Origin of the sequence: Actinoplanes sp. NBRC 101535 (genome assembly GCF_030269225.1) — a bacterium.
Classification (GTDB): Bacteria; Actinomycetota; Actinomycetes; order Mycobacteriales; family Micromonosporaceae; genus Actinoplanes; species Actinoplanes rectilineatus.
In genome coordinates this window covers 261,434-277,044 of sequence record NZ_BSSY01000008.1, presented here as the reverse complement: position 1 = coordinate 277,044, position 15,611 = coordinate 261,434, and the positions used below count along the sequence as shown (strand labels likewise).

Annotated in this window: 9 protein-coding genes; 3 read left to right on the top strand and 6 right to left on the bottom strand. The window is 71.2% G+C overall.

Annotation, left to right across the window (positions count from 1 at the left end; translation table 11 throughout):
* Positions 1-75 precede the first annotated feature (75 nt).
* Positions 76-4,932 carry a diguanylate cyclase gene (locus QSK32_RS23580; protein ID WP_285473187.1) on the bottom strand — a complete coding sequence of 1,619 codons (4,857 nt, stop codon included), beginning with the start codon at positions 4,930-4,932 and terminating at the stop codon, positions 76-78.
* A gap of 283 nt (positions 4,933-5,215) precedes the next feature.
* Positions 5,216-6,217 carry a PLL family lectin gene (locus QSK32_RS23575; RefSeq protein WP_502872551.1) on the bottom strand — a complete coding sequence of 334 codons (1,002 nt, stop codon included), beginning with the start codon at positions 6,215-6,217 and terminating at the stop codon, positions 5,216-5,218.
* 187 nt (positions 6,218-6,404) lie between these two features.
* Here QSK32_RS23575 and QSK32_RS23570 point away from each other — a divergent pair, with 187 nt between their 5' ends.
* The gene (locus QSK32_RS23570) at positions 6,405-6,632 is read left to right on the top strand and encodes a hypothetical protein (RefSeq protein ID WP_285473185.1); all 228 of its coding nucleotides are present in this window, start codon (positions 6,405-6,407) and stop codon (positions 6,630-6,632) included.
* Positions 6,633-7,197: 565 nt separating this feature from the next.
* Here the strand turns inward: QSK32_RS23570 and QSK32_RS23565 are convergent.
* Entirely contained in the window at positions 7,198-7,689 is a 492-nt protein-coding gene (locus QSK32_RS23565) for a MarR family winged helix-turn-helix transcriptional regulator (RefSeq protein ID WP_045745923.1), read from the bottom strand.
* A 98-nt stretch (positions 7,690-7,787) separates the two neighbouring features.
* Between QSK32_RS23565 and QSK32_RS23560 the strand changes: the two genes are divergently transcribed.
* Positions 7,788-8,693 carry an NADP-dependent oxidoreductase gene (locus QSK32_RS23560; protein ID WP_353050986.1) on the top strand — a complete coding sequence of 302 codons (906 nt, stop codon included), beginning with the start codon at positions 7,788-7,790 and terminating at the stop codon, positions 8,691-8,693.
* A 167-nt stretch (positions 8,694-8,860) separates the two neighbouring features.
* Positions 8,861-9,811 (top strand): ABC transporter substrate-binding protein, encoded by a 951-nt coding sequence (locus QSK32_RS23555; protein WP_285473183.1) that lies wholly within the window; start codon positions 8,861-8,863, stop codon positions 9,809-9,811.
* On the opposite strand, the gene QSK32_RS23550 is transcribed toward QSK32_RS23555, so the two are convergent.
* The 3 genes from QSK32_RS23550 to QSK32_RS23540 are packed head-to-tail and all read right to left on the bottom strand — an operon-like array spanning position 9,768 to position 15,432.
* Complete coding sequence (locus QSK32_RS23550) at positions 9,768-10,361, bottom strand: TetR/AcrR family transcriptional regulator (RefSeq protein ID WP_285473182.1); 594 nt, start codon at positions 10,359-10,361, stop codon at positions 9,768-9,770. The genes QSK32_RS23555 and QSK32_RS23550 overlap by 44 nt on opposite strands.
* 21 nt (positions 10,362-10,382) lie before the next feature.
* Positions 10,383-11,843, bottom strand: coding sequence for an ankyrin repeat domain-containing protein (locus QSK32_RS23545; RefSeq protein ID WP_285473181.1), 1,461 nt, complete (start codon positions 11,841-11,843; stop codon positions 10,383-10,385).
* A gap of 58 nt (positions 11,844-11,901) precedes the next feature.
* Positions 11,902-15,432 carry a LamG-like jellyroll fold domain-containing protein gene (locus QSK32_RS23540; RefSeq protein WP_285473180.1) on the bottom strand — a complete coding sequence of 1,177 codons (3,531 nt, stop codon included), beginning with the start codon at positions 15,430-15,432 and terminating at the stop codon, positions 11,902-11,904.
* Between the last annotated feature and the right edge of the window lie 179 nt (positions 15,433-15,611).

Below are 15,611 nucleotides of genomic sequence, written 5' to 3'. Positions count from 1 at the left end.
CTGTGTCCCGCCGATGACACCGTGATCACGTCCCGGTAGCCCGTTCGGGGGTGGCCGGTCGCCCAGGGGAACGGGTCAAGGGCTGAGGAAGACGACGCGGTTACGGCCGGTGCGTTTCGCCTCGTAGAGGGCCTCGTCGGCGATCTTCGTCAGCTGGTCGGGGCCCGCGACCGCCGGCGGCCCGCCCGTCGTCACGCCGACGCTGATCGTGACGACGCCGCCGTCGGCGAGCTCGTGGGGTTCGGCCAGGGCGGCCACCGCCTCACAGGCGCGTTCGGCGACGAGCAGCGCGTTCTCCGGGCCGGCGCCGGGCATCACGATGCAGAACTCCTCGCCGCCGTAGCGGGCCACCAGATCGGTCACCCGGACCGCGCCGCGCAGGGTTTCCGCGACCATTCTCAGACAGTCGTCGCCGCCCTGATGCCCGTAATGGTCGTTGTACTTCTTGAAGTTGTCGATGTCGATCATCGCCACGCCGATCGGTGACTGGGAGCGGCGGGAGCGCAGCCATTCCTCGTCGAGGAACATGGTCAGTTTGCGACGGTTCGACAGGCCGGTCAGCGGGTCGGTCACCGCCAGCAGTTCGAGGCGCAGGTTCGCCTCGGCCAGTTCCTCGGTCCGTTCGGCGACTTTGCTCTCCAGCGACGCGTACAGGCGGGCGTTCTCCAGCGACACCGTCAGCTGGCCGGCGATCAGGCGCACCGCGTCCAGCCGGCCGATGGAGAAGGCCCGGCGGCTCAGCCGATTCTCCAGCAGCAGCATCGCCCGCGGCTGCCCGTGGCTGAGCACCGGCACCGCCAGCAGCGAGCAGTGTTCCAGGCCTTTCAGGTACGGGTCGCGGCCCACCCGGTCGTCCAGGGCCACATCCTCCACCAGCAGCGGCTCCCGGGTGCGTTCGGCGTAGCGGATCGCGGTCAGTGGGAGCAGGCCCTGGTGGGCGGCCTCCCCCACCGGGATCTCCGGGCGGTCGCCTTCGGCCGGCAGGGTCCAGCCGCCGGACAGATCATCCCAGAGGATCATGTGGACGACGGTGGCGCCGGTCAGCTGGCTCAGCACCTTGCGCACGCTGATCCGCAGCGTGTCCAGCGACGTCGCGGAGCTCAGTGCCCGGGCCGCTTCGAGGACCGCGATCAGGTCGATGTCCGCGCTGGACAGGTTCACGCTGTGGGTGCTGCCCACGCTGGCCCCCGCGGACGGGCCACGGGTGATCGGCACGTCGGCCAGCGCCGGGTACGCCCGCAGCATCGCCCGCACCTTCCCGGTGGCACCCCACGCCGCGTACCCCTGGAGGGCTTCGCCCAGCAGTCGTGTGCCGACCTGGTCCAGTTCGTGGTCGAGGTAGAACCGCCCGGCGCGTTCGAAGATCAGCGGCCGGTGCCAGGACGATCCGGTGGTCACCGCGTCGGACATCGCCGCGTCGTACGCGCGCACCGCCGCCGTGAAGTCGCCGTGCACCGCGGCCCGGGTCGCTTCGGCCAGCCGGTGCAGGTGGCGGAAGTTACCGGGGTGGCCGGCGGCGCGGGCGGCCAGGAAGTCGCGGCTGCGGTCCAGGTCGGCCAGGGCGCTCTCGTGCGGCGGCCCGAACACCGTGCCGGCCCGGACCTGCGCGGCGAGTACCGTCACCACGTTCCCGGTCACGGTGTTGTAGCTGCCCGGAATGGCCGCCAGCATCTCCGCCATCCGGGGGCCGTGCCGGGCCAGGGTCGCGTCGTCCCCGGCTATCGCGGCGACCAGGCAGCGCACGATCAGGTAGATGACGGTGGCCATCCGGTCGCCGGCCAGCCCGGCGAGGTAGGCGGGTTCGTCGGAGTCGTCGAACCCGTCCGCGCCGCGCACCGCCTTGATCATCTTGGCGAAGGCACCGAACGTGGCGGTCTCCCGGGCCGCACCGATCCGGTCGGCGAACGCCAGCGCCGCCTGCACCTCGTGGTCCAGCGCGTCCAGGTCGGCGCAGCCCACCATCTGTGCCACCGACGCGTAGTTGGTGTAGAGCGCGTTGCGCAGGTCACCGACGCGCAGCAGGCCGTCACGGGCCTCGTGGGTGTAGCGCACGGCCTGGTCCAGCGGCTCGAACCAGTGCGCGGTGAACGAACTGTGCAACCATTTCACGTGCGGGGTGCCGCTCTCGTACCCGTGTGTCTCGCTGACCCGCAACACGTGCCGGACCGCCGTGTACGCGTCCCGGTAGTCGCCGTCGCCGCGGATGGTCACCGCACCGTGGTAGGCGAGCACCCCGGCGAGGGGTTCGCAGGTGCCGCCGGACGCCCACATCTCCGAGGCCCGGGCCACCAGCCAGCACATGATCTGCTGGTCGGTCAGGTAGGCGACCACGATCAGCCGTTTGATCAGGTGCGCGGAGGCGAGCATCCGGTGGTCGGTCATCTCCGGCAGCGCGGCGGCATCCCCGGCGCTCGCCATCCACGTCCGGAACGTGGTGAGCCCGGCGTCGATGCTCGCCGGCATCCGGTCGTCGGACGGCGGCACCAGCCCGAGCCGGCCGAGCATGCCGATGCCCAGGCGCAGCGCGTCGGCCAGCCGGCGGCGGGCGGTCAGGGTGCTGACCTGCTCGGTCACCGGGCCGGCCAACCACACCGGCGACGCGGCGGCCGCCACGATCTCGTCGAACAGCAGGTCGGCCTGGATGAAACGGCCGAGCGCGCAGAGCGCCGCATGCCAGTCCGCTCGCGCGGCGGCGTACCCCGCATCGGTTTTCGTCAGCAGACGCAGCGCGGTCGCGAGATAGAGCTCGGCCCCCGCATGGTTGGCGAGCCGCCGGGCCGCGTGCGCGGCCCGGCGCAGGAGATCTGCCGCCGCCTGCGTCTCCCCGTCCCGCGCCTCTCCGGGTACGAGCAGAGCACCGGCCCCGGCCAGGTAGTGCGGCGCCGCCGCGATCGTCGACAGCGGCCCGTCCGCGAGCCGCCGCGCGATGGTGAGGCTCAGTTCGGCCCGTTCGGTCACCGCCATCCGCTCGAACGCCGCCTGCTGCACCCGGTCGTGCCGGAACCGCGCCGCGTCCTCGTGCACGACCAGCAGACCGTCGTCGACCGCGGGACGCAGCACCGTCCCGATCACCGCCGGTTCGCAGCCGCTCGCCACCGCCACCAGTTCCGGTCCCGGTTCGGCGCCCAGGCAGGCCATCACCGCGACGAGTTCCCGGGTCCGCGGCGGCAGCGCGTCGATCCGCGCGCCGAGCAGGTCCACCACGTCGCCGCTGCCGACGAACCGCCGCACCTGTTCGGTGTCCCACCGCCAGCCGGCGCCGTCCGGCACCAGATCACCCTCGCGGCGCAGCGCGTTGATCAGTTCGGCGGTGTCGAACGGGTTCCCCCCGGTCCGTTCCCCGAGCACCGCCGCGAGCGGCGCGGCCTGCGGCACCGGCAGCCGCAGCATCTCCGCGACCAGCGTGGCCAGGTCGTCGGCGCCCAGGTTGTCCAGGTGCACCTCGCCGGAGGTCCCCCGGTCGCGGCGCACCCGGGCCCGCACCGCGCTCAACGGGTGCGTCTCGTCGACGTCCTCCTCCCGGTAGGCCCCCAGCACCAGCAGCCCCGGCAGGTCGTCGCGGCCCAGCACGTCGTCGAGGAACCGGTAGGTGCCCGGCGCCGCCCACTGCAGGTCGTCGACGAACAGCACGACCGGATTGTCCGGCCCGGCCACCGTCCGCAACAACGCCAGCGCCACCAGCCGGCTCCGGGCGAACACCTCCTGCGGGTCGGGCACGGCATCCTGCGGTGTCACCTCCTCACCGAACAGCGCCCGGAACGCCGGCATCGTCACGGCCAGCATCCGGTGATCCGGGCCGAGCGCCTCGCGCAGCTGCCCGCGCATGTCGTCGACCACATCGTCCGGTTCGGCCAGCAGCAGCGTGCCGAGCTGGTTGAACGCCTCCGCCAGCGCGTCCGCCCGATCCTGCTGGAACTGGTCGAACTTGCCGTGCACGAACCGCCCGCCGGCCGCCGCCACCGCCGGGCGCAGCCGCTCCACCAGGGCGGTCTTGCCGACGCCGGGCGGTCCGGTGATGAACGCCAGCACGCTGCGCCCGGCCAGCGCCTCACCGAGCAGTTCGTGCAGCGCGGCCAGCTGGGCACGGCGGCCGATCAGCCGCGACGGCGGGGCCAGGCGGATCGGGAAGTCGCGGACACCCAGCCGGAAACCGTCCGGGTTGCCCCGGGCCCAGCGGTCCCGCAGCAGCGCCAGGTCGTACGCCAGACCCTCCCCGCTCTGGTAACGCCGGTCCGGCTCCTTGTGCAGCAGCCGCATGACGATCTCGGACAGCCCGGTCGGCAGACGCGGGTCCCGTTCGGCCGGGGCCGCCGGCAACCGGGCCAGGTGATCGTGGATCAGGCTCAGCGGATCCCGGTCCCGGCCGAACGGCGGAGCACCGGTGGCCAGCTCGTACAGGGTGGCGCCGAGCGCGTACAGGTCGGCGCGGTGATCGACCGGGCGGCCGGTGCGGCCGGTCTGCTCCGGCGCCAGGTACGGCAGGGTGCCGGCCATCCCCTCCTCCGGCCGCAGCGCACCCCGCTCCTGCGCGGGCAGCACCGCCAACTCGAAGTCGATCAGGGTGGGCCGGTCGTCCGCGCCGATCAGGATGTTCGCCGGGCTGACGTCACGGTGCACCACCCCCCGCCGGTGCACCCCGGCGAGCACCTCGGCCAGGCCGTGCGCCAGGTCGATCAGAGCGCCGGCGGGCCACGGGACGGGCAGCCCGGACAGGACACGGGCGGGCGCATGCCGCAACGTCAGGACACCCCGCGGCGCGTCGTCGCCGATCAGGTGCGGGGTGCCGGGCACGCCCCGGAGCAGCCGCAACGCGGCCAGTTCGTTACGCAGTCGCTCGGCGGCACGGGGGCCCAGCGGGCGTTTGCGGACCACCCACCCGCCGTCCTCGGCACGCACCCGGGCGACGTGGGTACGGTCGCTGTCGTACAGCACCTCTTCCGCACCGTCGGACCCCACTACCTTCGCATCGGCAGGCCCCGCCCCGGCGATGAGGCCTTCCCCTCGACGGACCCGGCGGCGGCGACGAGGCCTGCCCTTTGGCGGGCCCGGCTCCGGCGGCATCGGCGGACCCGGCAGCGTCGGCGGACCCGGCAGCGTCGGCGGACCCGGCAGCGTCGGCGGGCCCGGCAGCGTCGGCGGGCCCGGCGGGCCCGGCTCCGGTGGCATCGGCGGACCCGGTCCCGGCGATGAGGCCGGAACCGGGTCCATCGTCGGGTCAGGACCAGGACTTGGTCCAGAGCGCCCGATCAGTTCCGGCCACGAAGACCTCGATCTGGCCGAATCCGGGTGACACGGCGCCCGGGCCCTGGTTGTTCTGGATCCGGCCGTCGAGGGACTCCCATTCGTACCACCGGTCGTCGTCCCAGGCCCGGTGCCACAGGGCGCCGTCGGTGCCCCGGCCGAACAGGTCCAGCCGGCCGCCACCCCAGCTCGCTACGGCCGGCGACGACGTCAGCACGCCGCCCTGGGTGTCCCAGCTGTTCCAGCGGTTGTCGTCGTACGCCCGATGCCAGGCAGCATTGTCGGTGCCCCGCACGAACACGTCGATCCGCCCGTAACCCCACGACACGGCCGCCGGCCCGGAGGTCAGCACCCCGCCCAGCGACTGCCAGTCGGTCCACCCGCCCCGGGTCCAGCGCTTGGTCCACAGCGCGTTGTCGGTGCCGCGGACGAACACGTCCAGCCGGCCCGGACCCCAGCTGGCCGCGGCCGGCTCCGAGGTCAGTACCCCGCCGAGCGACTCCCAGTCGGTCCACTGGTCATTGTCGGACGTCCGGTGCCAGAGCGCGTTGTCGGTGCCACGCACGAACACGTCGATCCGCCCGTCGTCCCAGGAGACCGCGGCGGGCGCCGAGGTCAGCACCCCACCCCGGGACTGCCAGCCGGACCAGTTACGTCCCTGCCGGGACTTCTGCCAGAGCGCGTTGTCGGTGCCGCGGACGAACACGTCCACCCGGTTACGTCCCCAGGACGCCGCCGCCGGCCCGGACGTCAGCACGCCGCCCAGGGATCGGTAGTCGGACCAGTCCGCAGGTCTCTCCTGATTCGCTCGTCTTTCCTGACTCGTCGCGGGCGCTCTCGTCACGAGCCCACTTGCCGCCTGCTCTCGTGCCGTCTGCTTTCTTGCCGTCTGCTCTCTTGCCGCCTGCTCTCGTGCCGCCAGCGCGGGCGACGGTACCGCCGCCGTGCCGAGGCCGAGAGCAACCACCGCGAGCATCGCCCCCATCTTGATACGCATCACTTCCTCCTCACGTTTCCGCAGGTCTAACAGCGCCTGCACTAGATCACGCGAGGCGCCCACACCGACGTGGTTCAGCTGCGCGCAGAAGGACGGCGTGTTTCGTCCCTCGTAGTCCGGGAAGGGAACCCAGGTACCGTCAGCGACTTTCTGAGGAGAATCCCCCATGGCAGGCAACGAGCACGAGGTCAACCGCAGCGCCCGGTCCGGCCAGTTCGTCAAGGAGAGCACCGCCGAACGCGACCCCCGCCACACGACCACCGAGCAGGTGGGCGGCGAGTCGTCCACCGACGACACGGATCGCGAGATCCACCGGAGCGCAAGCACCGGCCGGTTCGTCACCGAGACGACGACGGAGCTGCACGCGTCCACCACCGAAACCCAACACCGCTGACCCCCACCCGGGTACGCCCGGCTCCTCCGCCCCTGGATGATCGAGTCCTGAGTCGTTGCCGGCCGATGGTCGTACGCGATGAGCGATCGCGGGTTGGGCACGTCGATGCCGGTGTCGCGTCCCCGGCGTTCGGCATGTATCCGGACTTCGCACACGACCCCATCTGACCTGCGCTGACTACCTGAAGTGCTGGATCTTGCATGCGGTCTGACCAGCGACTATGCGGCATGTGCGAAAGACGGGGCTAGACACCTAATGAGTGGTCAGGGTGCGAAGCCCATCCGCGTGGTGATTTCGGGCGCGCTGGACGCCTCAATTCACCACACCCGTGGCGGTGTGGTGATTACGGGCGCGCTGGACGCCCCAATTCACCACACCCGTGGCGGTGTGGTGATTACGGGCGTGCTGGACGCCCGAAGTCACCACGCTCGGTCGGGTGTGGTGACTTCGGGCGCGCTGGGCGCCTGAAGTCACCACGCGGTTGTGGGTGTGGCGAATACGGGCATGCTGAGCGCCCGAAATCACCACAGAGGCAGACCCTGACTGCGAAAAGTGTCTAGAGGTGTTAGGGCTGCGGGGCCGGCGGCGTGAACGAGGCGGGGGCGCACGCCGGGTGCAGGGCCAGCAGCACGCCGCCGGTGATGACCCGCAACTGCTCGACCTGTGGGGCGGTCAGGTGGCGGAACAGGTTCTCGTGGAGGGCCGCGTAGTACCCGGGCAGGCAGGCCTCCACCTTGGCCCGGCCGAGGGGCGTGATCGCGGCCAGGGTGAAGCGGGCGTCGCGCGGGTCGGGGCGGCGCTCCATCAGGCCCTGTTTCTGCAGGCGGGTGGCGATGCGGGACAGGTGGGAGGGTGTGACGCTGGCGGTGCTGGCCAGGTCGCCCATGGTGCAGGTGCCGTCGTCGCTGAGGTGCAGCCACCACAGGGTCTGGAAGTCGCTGTGGCTGAGGCCGGACTCTCGCAGGTGTGCGTCGAGGGCGGCGGGCAGCCAGATCATCACACCGAGCAGGGAGCTCCACGTCTCCAGCTCGACGGGGGTCAGATCGTCCCGGCTCACGGCGGCGACGCTAACACGAGTTGGTTTCCGCGGAAAGTAATCCGGATAACACTTGCCGCGGAAAGTATCTCGACGTTACGTTACTTTCCATGGAAACTATGCGAGCCGCACGCTTTCACGACTACGGATCCACCGACGTCCTCGTCATCGAGGAGGCCCCCCAGCCGCACGCCGGCCCCGGCGAGGTCCGCATCAAGGTGGCCGCGGCCAGCGTGAACCCGGTCGACTGGAAGATCCGGATGGGTGCGGTCCGTGACTACTTCCCGGTCGAGTTCCCGGCGATTCCGGGCCGGGACGCGGCCGGCGTCGTGGACGAGATCGGCGACGGCGTCACCGGCGTCACGGTCGGTGACCGGGTCTTCGGTCTGGGCGGGCTCTTCGGTGGCTCCGCGGAGTACGCGGTCCTGTCCGCCTGGGCCCCGGTGCCGGACGCCTGGACCGACGAGCAGGGCGCGGCGGCCGGCCTCGCGGTGGACACCGCGGGCGTGGCGCTCGACGCGCTCGGCGACGTGTCCGGCCGCACGATCCTGGTGGAGGGCGCGACCGGCGGCGTGGGCAGTGCGGCGGTCGCCCTCGCGGTGTCCCGCGGCGCGACCGTGATCGGCACGGCCAGCGCGGGCAAGCACGACTACCTGCGCTCGCTGGGTGCGGTGCCCACCACGTACGGCGAAGGCCTTGCTGTCCGGGTCAAGGAACTCGCGCCGAACGGGGTGGACGGCGTCGTCGACACGGCCGGCTCCGGCTCGCTGCCGGACCTGGTCGGCATCGCCGGGGACGCGTCCCGTGTGGTGACGGTCGCCGACCACCTGCGCGCCGAGGGTCTGGGCGTGCGCCACCTCAGTGCGGGCAACAACCCGGCCCTGCTGGCCGAGGGTTCGGCTCTGGGCGCCCGCGGCGGCTGGGCTCCCAGCATCGCCGCGTCGTTCCCGCTGGAGCGGATCGCCGAGGCGCACGACCTGTCCGCCCAGGGCCGGACCCAGGGCAAGATCGTCGTCACCCCCTGAGGCAACTGAGGAACTCTGAGGCCCCTGCGGCCACTGAGGAACTCTGAGGCCCCTGCGGCCACTGAGGAACTCTGAACACCGGGCCGGCCACGGGGGCGCCCTCCCGTGGCCGATCATGGCATCGACGGTCGTTGACCTCCGGCAGCGCCCGGCCCTAGGTTGGCCGGATGAGACGCTTTGCTGCGGCCGCCGCGTTTCTGCTGCTGGCAGGATGTGGCGGCACGGGGGACAGGGACGACGACGCCGGGAAGCGGGACAAGGTCGCCGTCGGGGTCATCGCGATCATCGACGTGGCGCCGATCTATCTCGGACAGGCGCAGGGATTCTTCGGGCAACAGGACATCGACCTGACACTGACCACGGCACAGGGCGGCGCGGCGATCGTGCCGGGCGTGCTGAGCGGCGAGTTCCAGTTCGGGTTCAGCAACACGATCTCGCTGCTGCTGGCCCAGGGACGGAACGTGCCGATCAGGGTGGTGGCGAACGGCAACAACTCCACCGGGGACGCCGCGAACGACTTCGGCGGGCTCTACGTCCGGGCGGACAGTCCGATCCGGTCGGCCAAGGACCTCGGCGGGCGGACCGTCGCGGCCAACACGCTGAAGAACATCACCGAGACGACGGTCAAGGCGACCGTCAAGAAGGCCGGCGGGGATGCGAGCGCCGTCCGCTTCACCGAACTGGCGTTCCCCGACCAGGTGCCGGCGTTGCAGGCCGGGCGGGTGGACGCGATCTTCGTGGTCGAGCCGTTCCAGCAGGCGGCCATCGCGGCCGGGGCGCGGCGCATCGCCTCCCCGTACGCGGAGGCCGCACCGGACCTGACCGTCGCGATGTACTTCACCTCGCAGCAGCTGATCGCGGAGGACCCGGAGCTGGTCACACGGTTCACGACCGCGATGCGGCAGTCGCTGGCCTATGCGGACACGCATCCGGACGAGGTCCGGGCGGCGCTCGGCACGTACACGAAGATCAGCCCGGAGACACGGGACGCGCTGGTGCTGCCGCGCTGGCCGGTCGAGGTGAACCGCGGGTCGGTGACCGAACTCGGGCGGCTGGCGAGGGAGGACGGCCTGCTCACCGCAGAGCCGGATCTGACCGCGCTGCTCCCCGGATCCTGACCACGTCGGCGAGGGCGACCAGGCGGGCGGTCAGCCGGTCCGGGTCGAGCGGGCCGGGGTCGTCGCCCGCCAGCCACTCGCTGACGATGGTCCCGGCGCCGCCGGTGACGAACGCCCGCAGGTCGTGGATCACCGCCGGGTCGAGGTCGCCGAAGGCGCCCCGCAGCCCGTCGGGGGTGATCAGCGCGCCGAACAGTTCGTGCAGCACCCGGGTCATCGCGAACGCGCACGAGCCGGTCAGCATGGCCCGGTAGAACTCCCGGTATCCGGCGAAGTGCCGGGCCATGGCCAGCATCCGCACCCGCATCGGCTGATCAGGATCGGCCAGGGCCGGGAGCAGTTCGCGTTCCACCAGGTCCGCCGCGGCCGCCACCAGCAGGCCGTCGCGATCACCGAACTGCAGATAGACGAGCTGCCGGCTGACCGTCGCGGCGTCGGTGAACACGCCGACCGGCACGGCGGTGGTGCCGGCTTCGGTGACCAGTCGCACCGCGGCCGCCATCAGCGCGGACCGGTTGCGCAGCACTCGGCGGTCCTGTCGTTCTTCCATCACCGCAACATTAGACAGTTGTCAAAAGCGGTCGATGCTGTTTTCGAGTTCGGCGTCCCCGAGGGTGGCGAGGTGGTCGCGTGGTGACATCTCCTCGCTGTTGACCGCGTCCGGGTCGGCGCCGGCCTCGGCGAGCGCCACCAGCAGGGCGGCCGGTCCCCGGTTGTCGACGGCGTAGTGCAGCGGCGTGTTCCCGTCGCGGTCCCGGGCGTTGACGTCGAGCCCGGCCGCGATCAGCCGCGGCAGCAGCATCGCCGGATCGAAGGCGACGATCCAATGCAGGAGGGTACGCCCGTGCGGGTCCTTCAGCTGCGGGTCGAGGCCCTCGTCCAGCAGGGACAGGACGACACCGGTGCCGCCGTGGATCATCCGCTGCCAGAGGTCGTCGCGGTGCCGCTGGAGTTCGGGTGGCAGCAGGTCGTGGGCGCCGTCGGACCACGCCTGGTCGAGGGCGAAACAGCCGGTGACCTCGCCGCGGAGGGCACGCAGGGTCCGTTCGCGCTGCTGTTCGGCGGGAGTGTGCGCGCAGAGTTCGAGGCAGCCGAGACGCACGCCGACCTCGTGATCACCTTCCTGGCAGGGCACCCGCACCGTGTCCGCCGGGGCGGCCTCGACCACCCGCACCGCCGGTCCGGAGGTCGAGGGGATGTCGCGCGCCAACGGGTGCAGGTCATCGGGTGTCAGGAGACCGCGGGCGATCAGGTCGTGGTCGAGGGAGTAGCGGAACTGGTCCGGTTCCAGGCGGGGCAGCAGGCGTTCGGGCGGGTTGCGGCCCAGCCCGCAGGACTGCCAGGACACGCCGATCCGCGCGTCGGTCACGTCGAGGCGCAGGAACCACCAGGCGTCCACCCACAATGCCCAGGTCGTGGAGTCGCACCGGCTGCTGAGCCACCGCACGTCGCGGGCCAGCCGCACCGGGTCGACGGCCGACATGACCGGGCCGTTCTCGTAGCGGGGCCAGTGTTCCTCCGGGTCGTCGGTGACCACGAGCCCGGCCTCGCCGAAGGCCGCCGCCAGGGTAGGCGCGTCCTGCACCCGAAGACGGTCGTTCCCGGGCACCCCGAGATGGTCACCAGTGGCCGACCATTGGTGGGCGGGGACCGGCAGGCAGCCGTCGCAACTCCGGGACGCCGCGAGGGTGAGGCGTTGCGAGCCGAGCCGGGACCGCGCCGTCCGCACGGTCAGGAACACACCCGACGGTTCGTCGGGGATCAGGGCGTACCGGCGGTCGCGGACCAGGGTGTGGTATCCGTCGAGGATCCGCGGAAGGTGCCATCGGAGCAGGTCGGGCGCGAGGTCGGCGGCGGCCTTCTCGGCCTCGCCGGCCAGGTCGTCGTCGAGGGCGTCGAAGGCGATGTCGTAGCGGGCGGCGGCACAGGCGGCCCGCCAGTCGCCGCGTTCCCGGGCTTCGGCACAGGCCGCGATCATCGATGCGGGCACCGCGTATCGGCGGATTCTCTCCCAGGCCGCGAGATCGCTCATACCTTCCATGTTTACCGGAAAGGTGCGCGGGGCCGGCATCGACCGGCCCCGCGCATCGTCAACGAACGGTCGTGCTGAACGGGGTGACGGTCACCTTGTCGATCAGCGGGGCGTACGCCGACCGCAGCAGCACGTCCGGCCAGTCGTCCGAGGCGTAGGTGGTGCCGTCGAAGTTGGGCAACTCCTGCGAGCGGAACGACAGGGTGTTGCCGCCCTTCTCGAGGGTCACCGGCACGGTCAGCTCCCAGAAGTTGTCGTCGTGGAAGCTGTGCGGGAACAGCACCCGGGTGGCCGTTCCCCCGTTGACCGACAGGTCGGCGTGCCGGGCCAGCGGGTCCGGGTTGTAGTGGGTGGCCACCGCCTGTTCCGGGTTGGAGTACCGGATCCGCAGCGCGTAGGTGCCGGCCCGTGCCGCGGTCACCGGGAACGTCAACGTGTTGCCGTTGCCGGGAAGTCCACCCACACCGGTGACGGCCTTCGTCCCACTGGCGAGTGGCTTCGTCACCACCGACGCGGTGCCGGCCACCGTGGCGTTCTCGGCCTCCAGGACGGTCAGCGGCAGCCTGCCGGCGGACGGCCGCACGTCGAGCCGGTCGATCCGGGTGCCCTTGGCGGTGCCGGTCACCACGACCTTGTTGACGCCGCCGGAGAGCGAGACGGCGGCCTTCGGGGACGTGGTGATCCCGTTGACGGTGACACGCACCGAGCCGCGGTCCACGGCCAGGTCGAGCAGCGCCTCCGCGTCGGCCTTCGCGTAGACCCAGAACGTCGCCGTCCCGCCCCTGCCGAGTTCGGCACCGGCGTGTCGCTGGTAGAACGGTTTCGCGCGGGCCAGGTCGGCCAGTTCGGCCTCGTAGGAGGCGGCCGGGCGGGGCAGGGCGAGGGTGATCCGGTCGAGGATCGCGTCGCCCTCGGTGCCCCGGGTGCCGTCGAGACTGCGGGCCGCCAGCGAGATCGTGTGCCGGCCGGCGGTCAGGTCGACCGTCGTGTCCGCGTGGTCCCAGACCACCCATTTGTAGCCGAGCGGCAGGAACAACTCCTGTTCGGCGGCGCCGTCCACGCGTACGAAGATATTGGTCGGCCCTTGGTCCTTGACGAGGTCGTAGGTGTTCAGCGAGTTGGCGAAGACGCTCAGGTCGTAGGTGCCGGTGGTGGGCACGTCGACGGTGAAGTCGAGCACGCCGTCGCTGCCGGTCCGCAGGCCGCCGACGTCGTATCCGCCCGAGGTGTAGAACTTCGACACGTCCGACGGCGAGCCCTCCGGGCCGTTGCGGCTGTAACCGCTGCCGGTGTAACGGGCGTCCTCCGCCTCGTAGGATCCCTGCCAGGTGGCGGGAGACGCGGCGGTCCGGTCGCTCTTCCCGGCGGGGCTCACCACGATTTCGTACGCGGAAGCCTCCGTCAACTGGTCGAACTCCATCACGACCGATCCGTCGACGACCGTGAGGTCCTTGTCGGCGAGGAGTCGCGGCTGGGCCGAGTCGCCGATCTGCCCGGTCCACGGGATCTCCCGGATCCAGGCGTGCACCTTCTTGCCGAAGGATGTCGGCACGTCGTCGAAGCGGATGTATCCGGCACTCGACGCCCCGCCGAAGATCAACCGCGCCTGCTTCTTGGCGGTGTCGAGACTGGCCACTCCCTGCAGCGTGTAGTTCTGCCCGGGGAACGGCGGCGACACCTTGACGGTCTGGCCGGTCATGCTGCCGTACGCGTTGAACAGCCACCACTGCCCGTTGCCCCGGTTGGCCTGCACCGCCGAATCAGACAGGTTGCCGTCGATGTTCCAGTACGCGATGTCCGCGTCGACCTTGGACTCCTCGATCGCCGAGATCCACTGGATCATCTGGCCGGGCACGCTCGTGTGGTAGTTGAAGGCGTACTCGTTGATGTTGATCGGCAGGTGCTCGCCGGGCAGCAGCTCGGCCTCCCACGCCCGGTACTTCGCGACCGACTCGCGGACCGCCTCGGGGTGGCTCAGCTCGTGCCAGGTGATCACGTCGGGCAGTGTTCCGGCCGCCAGTGTGTGCGTCAGGAAGCCCTTGACCTGGTCATACAGGATGCTGGTGTTGGGCCCGGCGATCCGCGCGTCCGGGATCCGGCTCTTGATGATCTCGTGGACGTCGTCCCAGGCCTGCAGATAGTCGTCCGGGTCGCTGAGCCAGCTGACCCGGTTGTAACTCCACTCGCCGGTGCCGAACATGTTGCCCTCGGGCTCGTTGAACGGCACGAAGACGATGTTGTCGCGATACTCCGGCTCCAGGGTGAGCACCTGCTCGACCTGCTTGACGATCTTCTGTTTGAAGAGGTCGAGCTTCTCCTGCGGGGTGCTGCCCGGCCACTGGTACGGGAATCCGCGGTGGATGTCGGTCATGTAGATGTAGACGTCGCCGTCGGTGCTGTCGGCGAGCGGCTTCACCACCTCGAGGGCGTCCGCACCGGGGTGCTGCGGTCCGTCCTGCGCCTTGGTCGACACGGTCCGCAGGTGCATGCCCTCGATCAGGTTGTTCGTCGGGACACCGTCGCCGTACAGGCCGTAGAGCGTGCCGGCCGCGCCACCGTGGAAGTCGCCGGTGGTCTCGCCGAGGTCGACGATCAGCTCGCCCTCGCGGACCACGGTCACCGTGGCGGTCACGGTCCGGCCGGCCACGACGCCGTTCACGCTGAAGGTGCCGCGCTGGGCGTACCGCGCAGGGTCGACGGCGTCCCAGGTGATCGGGACGTCCCGGTCGTAGCCGTCGCTGAACGTGCCGCGGACCGCGGCCGGCAGCGTGGGCGCCGTCCCGATGGTGGTCCGCACGTCGAATGCGGTCTGGCTGATCCCGGTGGCGGTGGGCGGTGTCGCACCGTAGTCCTCGGCGACCTGGTCGGCGGTGAGCGCCGTGCCGTAGACGCGGAAGTCGTCGACCGCCCCGTCGAAGAGCGGGTCCTGGTAGAACGAGCGTCCGATGTACCCGGCGTGCGGGGTGCTCGCGTCGACGAGTTGGGCCGGGGTGATCGTGGTGGCCGCCGACGACACCTGCGCGCCGTCCAGGTAGCCGGCGATCCGTCCGCCGCCGAGTGTCACGGTCAGCGTCTTCCAGGAGTTCGCGGGCAGCGCCGCCACCCCGGTGACCTGGGCCTCCGCTCCGCCGCCGCCGGTGGTGACCGAGCTCCGCAGCCGGCCGTCGCCGTTGTACGGCGTACTGAACAGGTAGCGGGTGGTGTCCGTGCCGAGCGCGTAGATCCACTGCCAGGGCGCGGTGGTGCCGTCCCAGCGGATCCGGGTGGAGACGGTCAGCTCGGTGCGTCCCTGGAGTGCGCCGATCGGGATGCGGACGTACGCGCCGTCCGAGGTGGGACCGCCGCCGGGCAGTTGGACGGCGTGCCCGCCGGACGCGCCGTCGACCAGGGCGGCGGTGGAGCCGTTGACCAGGGCGCCGTCGAGTCCGTTGCCGGAGCTGTCGGTGATCACGCCGGTGCTGAGGTCGTCGGCGTCGAAGTCGTAGGCGAGCACCGGGACCGGGAGGTCCGCGGCGTGCGCGGGGAGGGCGGGGATGACGGGCAGCGCCACGATGACGGCCACGGTGAGCAAGCGTCTTCCGGGACTCATGTGTTCTCCATGTCGCGGGACGGTTGCGCGAACGTTACGGAGAGAGAACCACGCCCGTCAATGCCCTTCAGGAAATCGATTGCCGCCCACAACACCCCTCAGGGCGTGTTGAGTTGAGGCGCCACAGACGCCCAAAGTCACCACACCCGACGGGCTGTGTTGATTTCCGGCGCCGTGGA

What these genes read in the sequence shown, in the direction of transcription:
- QSK32_RS23575 (WP_502872551.1), bottom strand. Translation starts at nt 6,217, where the DNA reads ATGCTCGCGGTGGTTGCTCTCGGCCTCGGCACGGCGGCGGTACCGTCG.
- QSK32_RS23570 (WP_285473185.1), top strand. Translation starts at nt 6,405, where the DNA reads ATGGCAGGCAACGAGCACGAGGTCAACCGCAGCGCCCGGTCCGGCCAG.
- QSK32_RS23560 (WP_353050986.1), top strand. Translation starts at nt 7,788, where the DNA reads ATGCGAGCCGCACGCTTTCACGACTACGGATCCACCGACGTCCTCGTC.
- QSK32_RS23555 (WP_285473183.1), top strand. Translation starts at nt 8,861, where the DNA reads ATGAGACGCTTTGCTGCGGCCGCCGCGTTTCTGCTGCTGGCAGGATGT.
- QSK32_RS23550 (WP_285473182.1), bottom strand. Translation starts at nt 10,361, where the DNA reads ATGGAAGAACGACAGGACCGCCGAGTGCTGCGCAACCGGTCCGCGCTG.
- QSK32_RS23545 (WP_285473181.1), bottom strand. Translation starts at nt 11,843, where the DNA reads ATGAGCGATCTCGCGGCCTGGGAGAGAATCCGCCGATACGCGGTGCCC.
- QSK32_RS23540 (WP_285473180.1), bottom strand. Translation starts at nt 15,432, where the DNA reads ATGAGTCCCGGAAGACGCTTGCTCACCGTGGCCGTCATCGTGGCGCTG.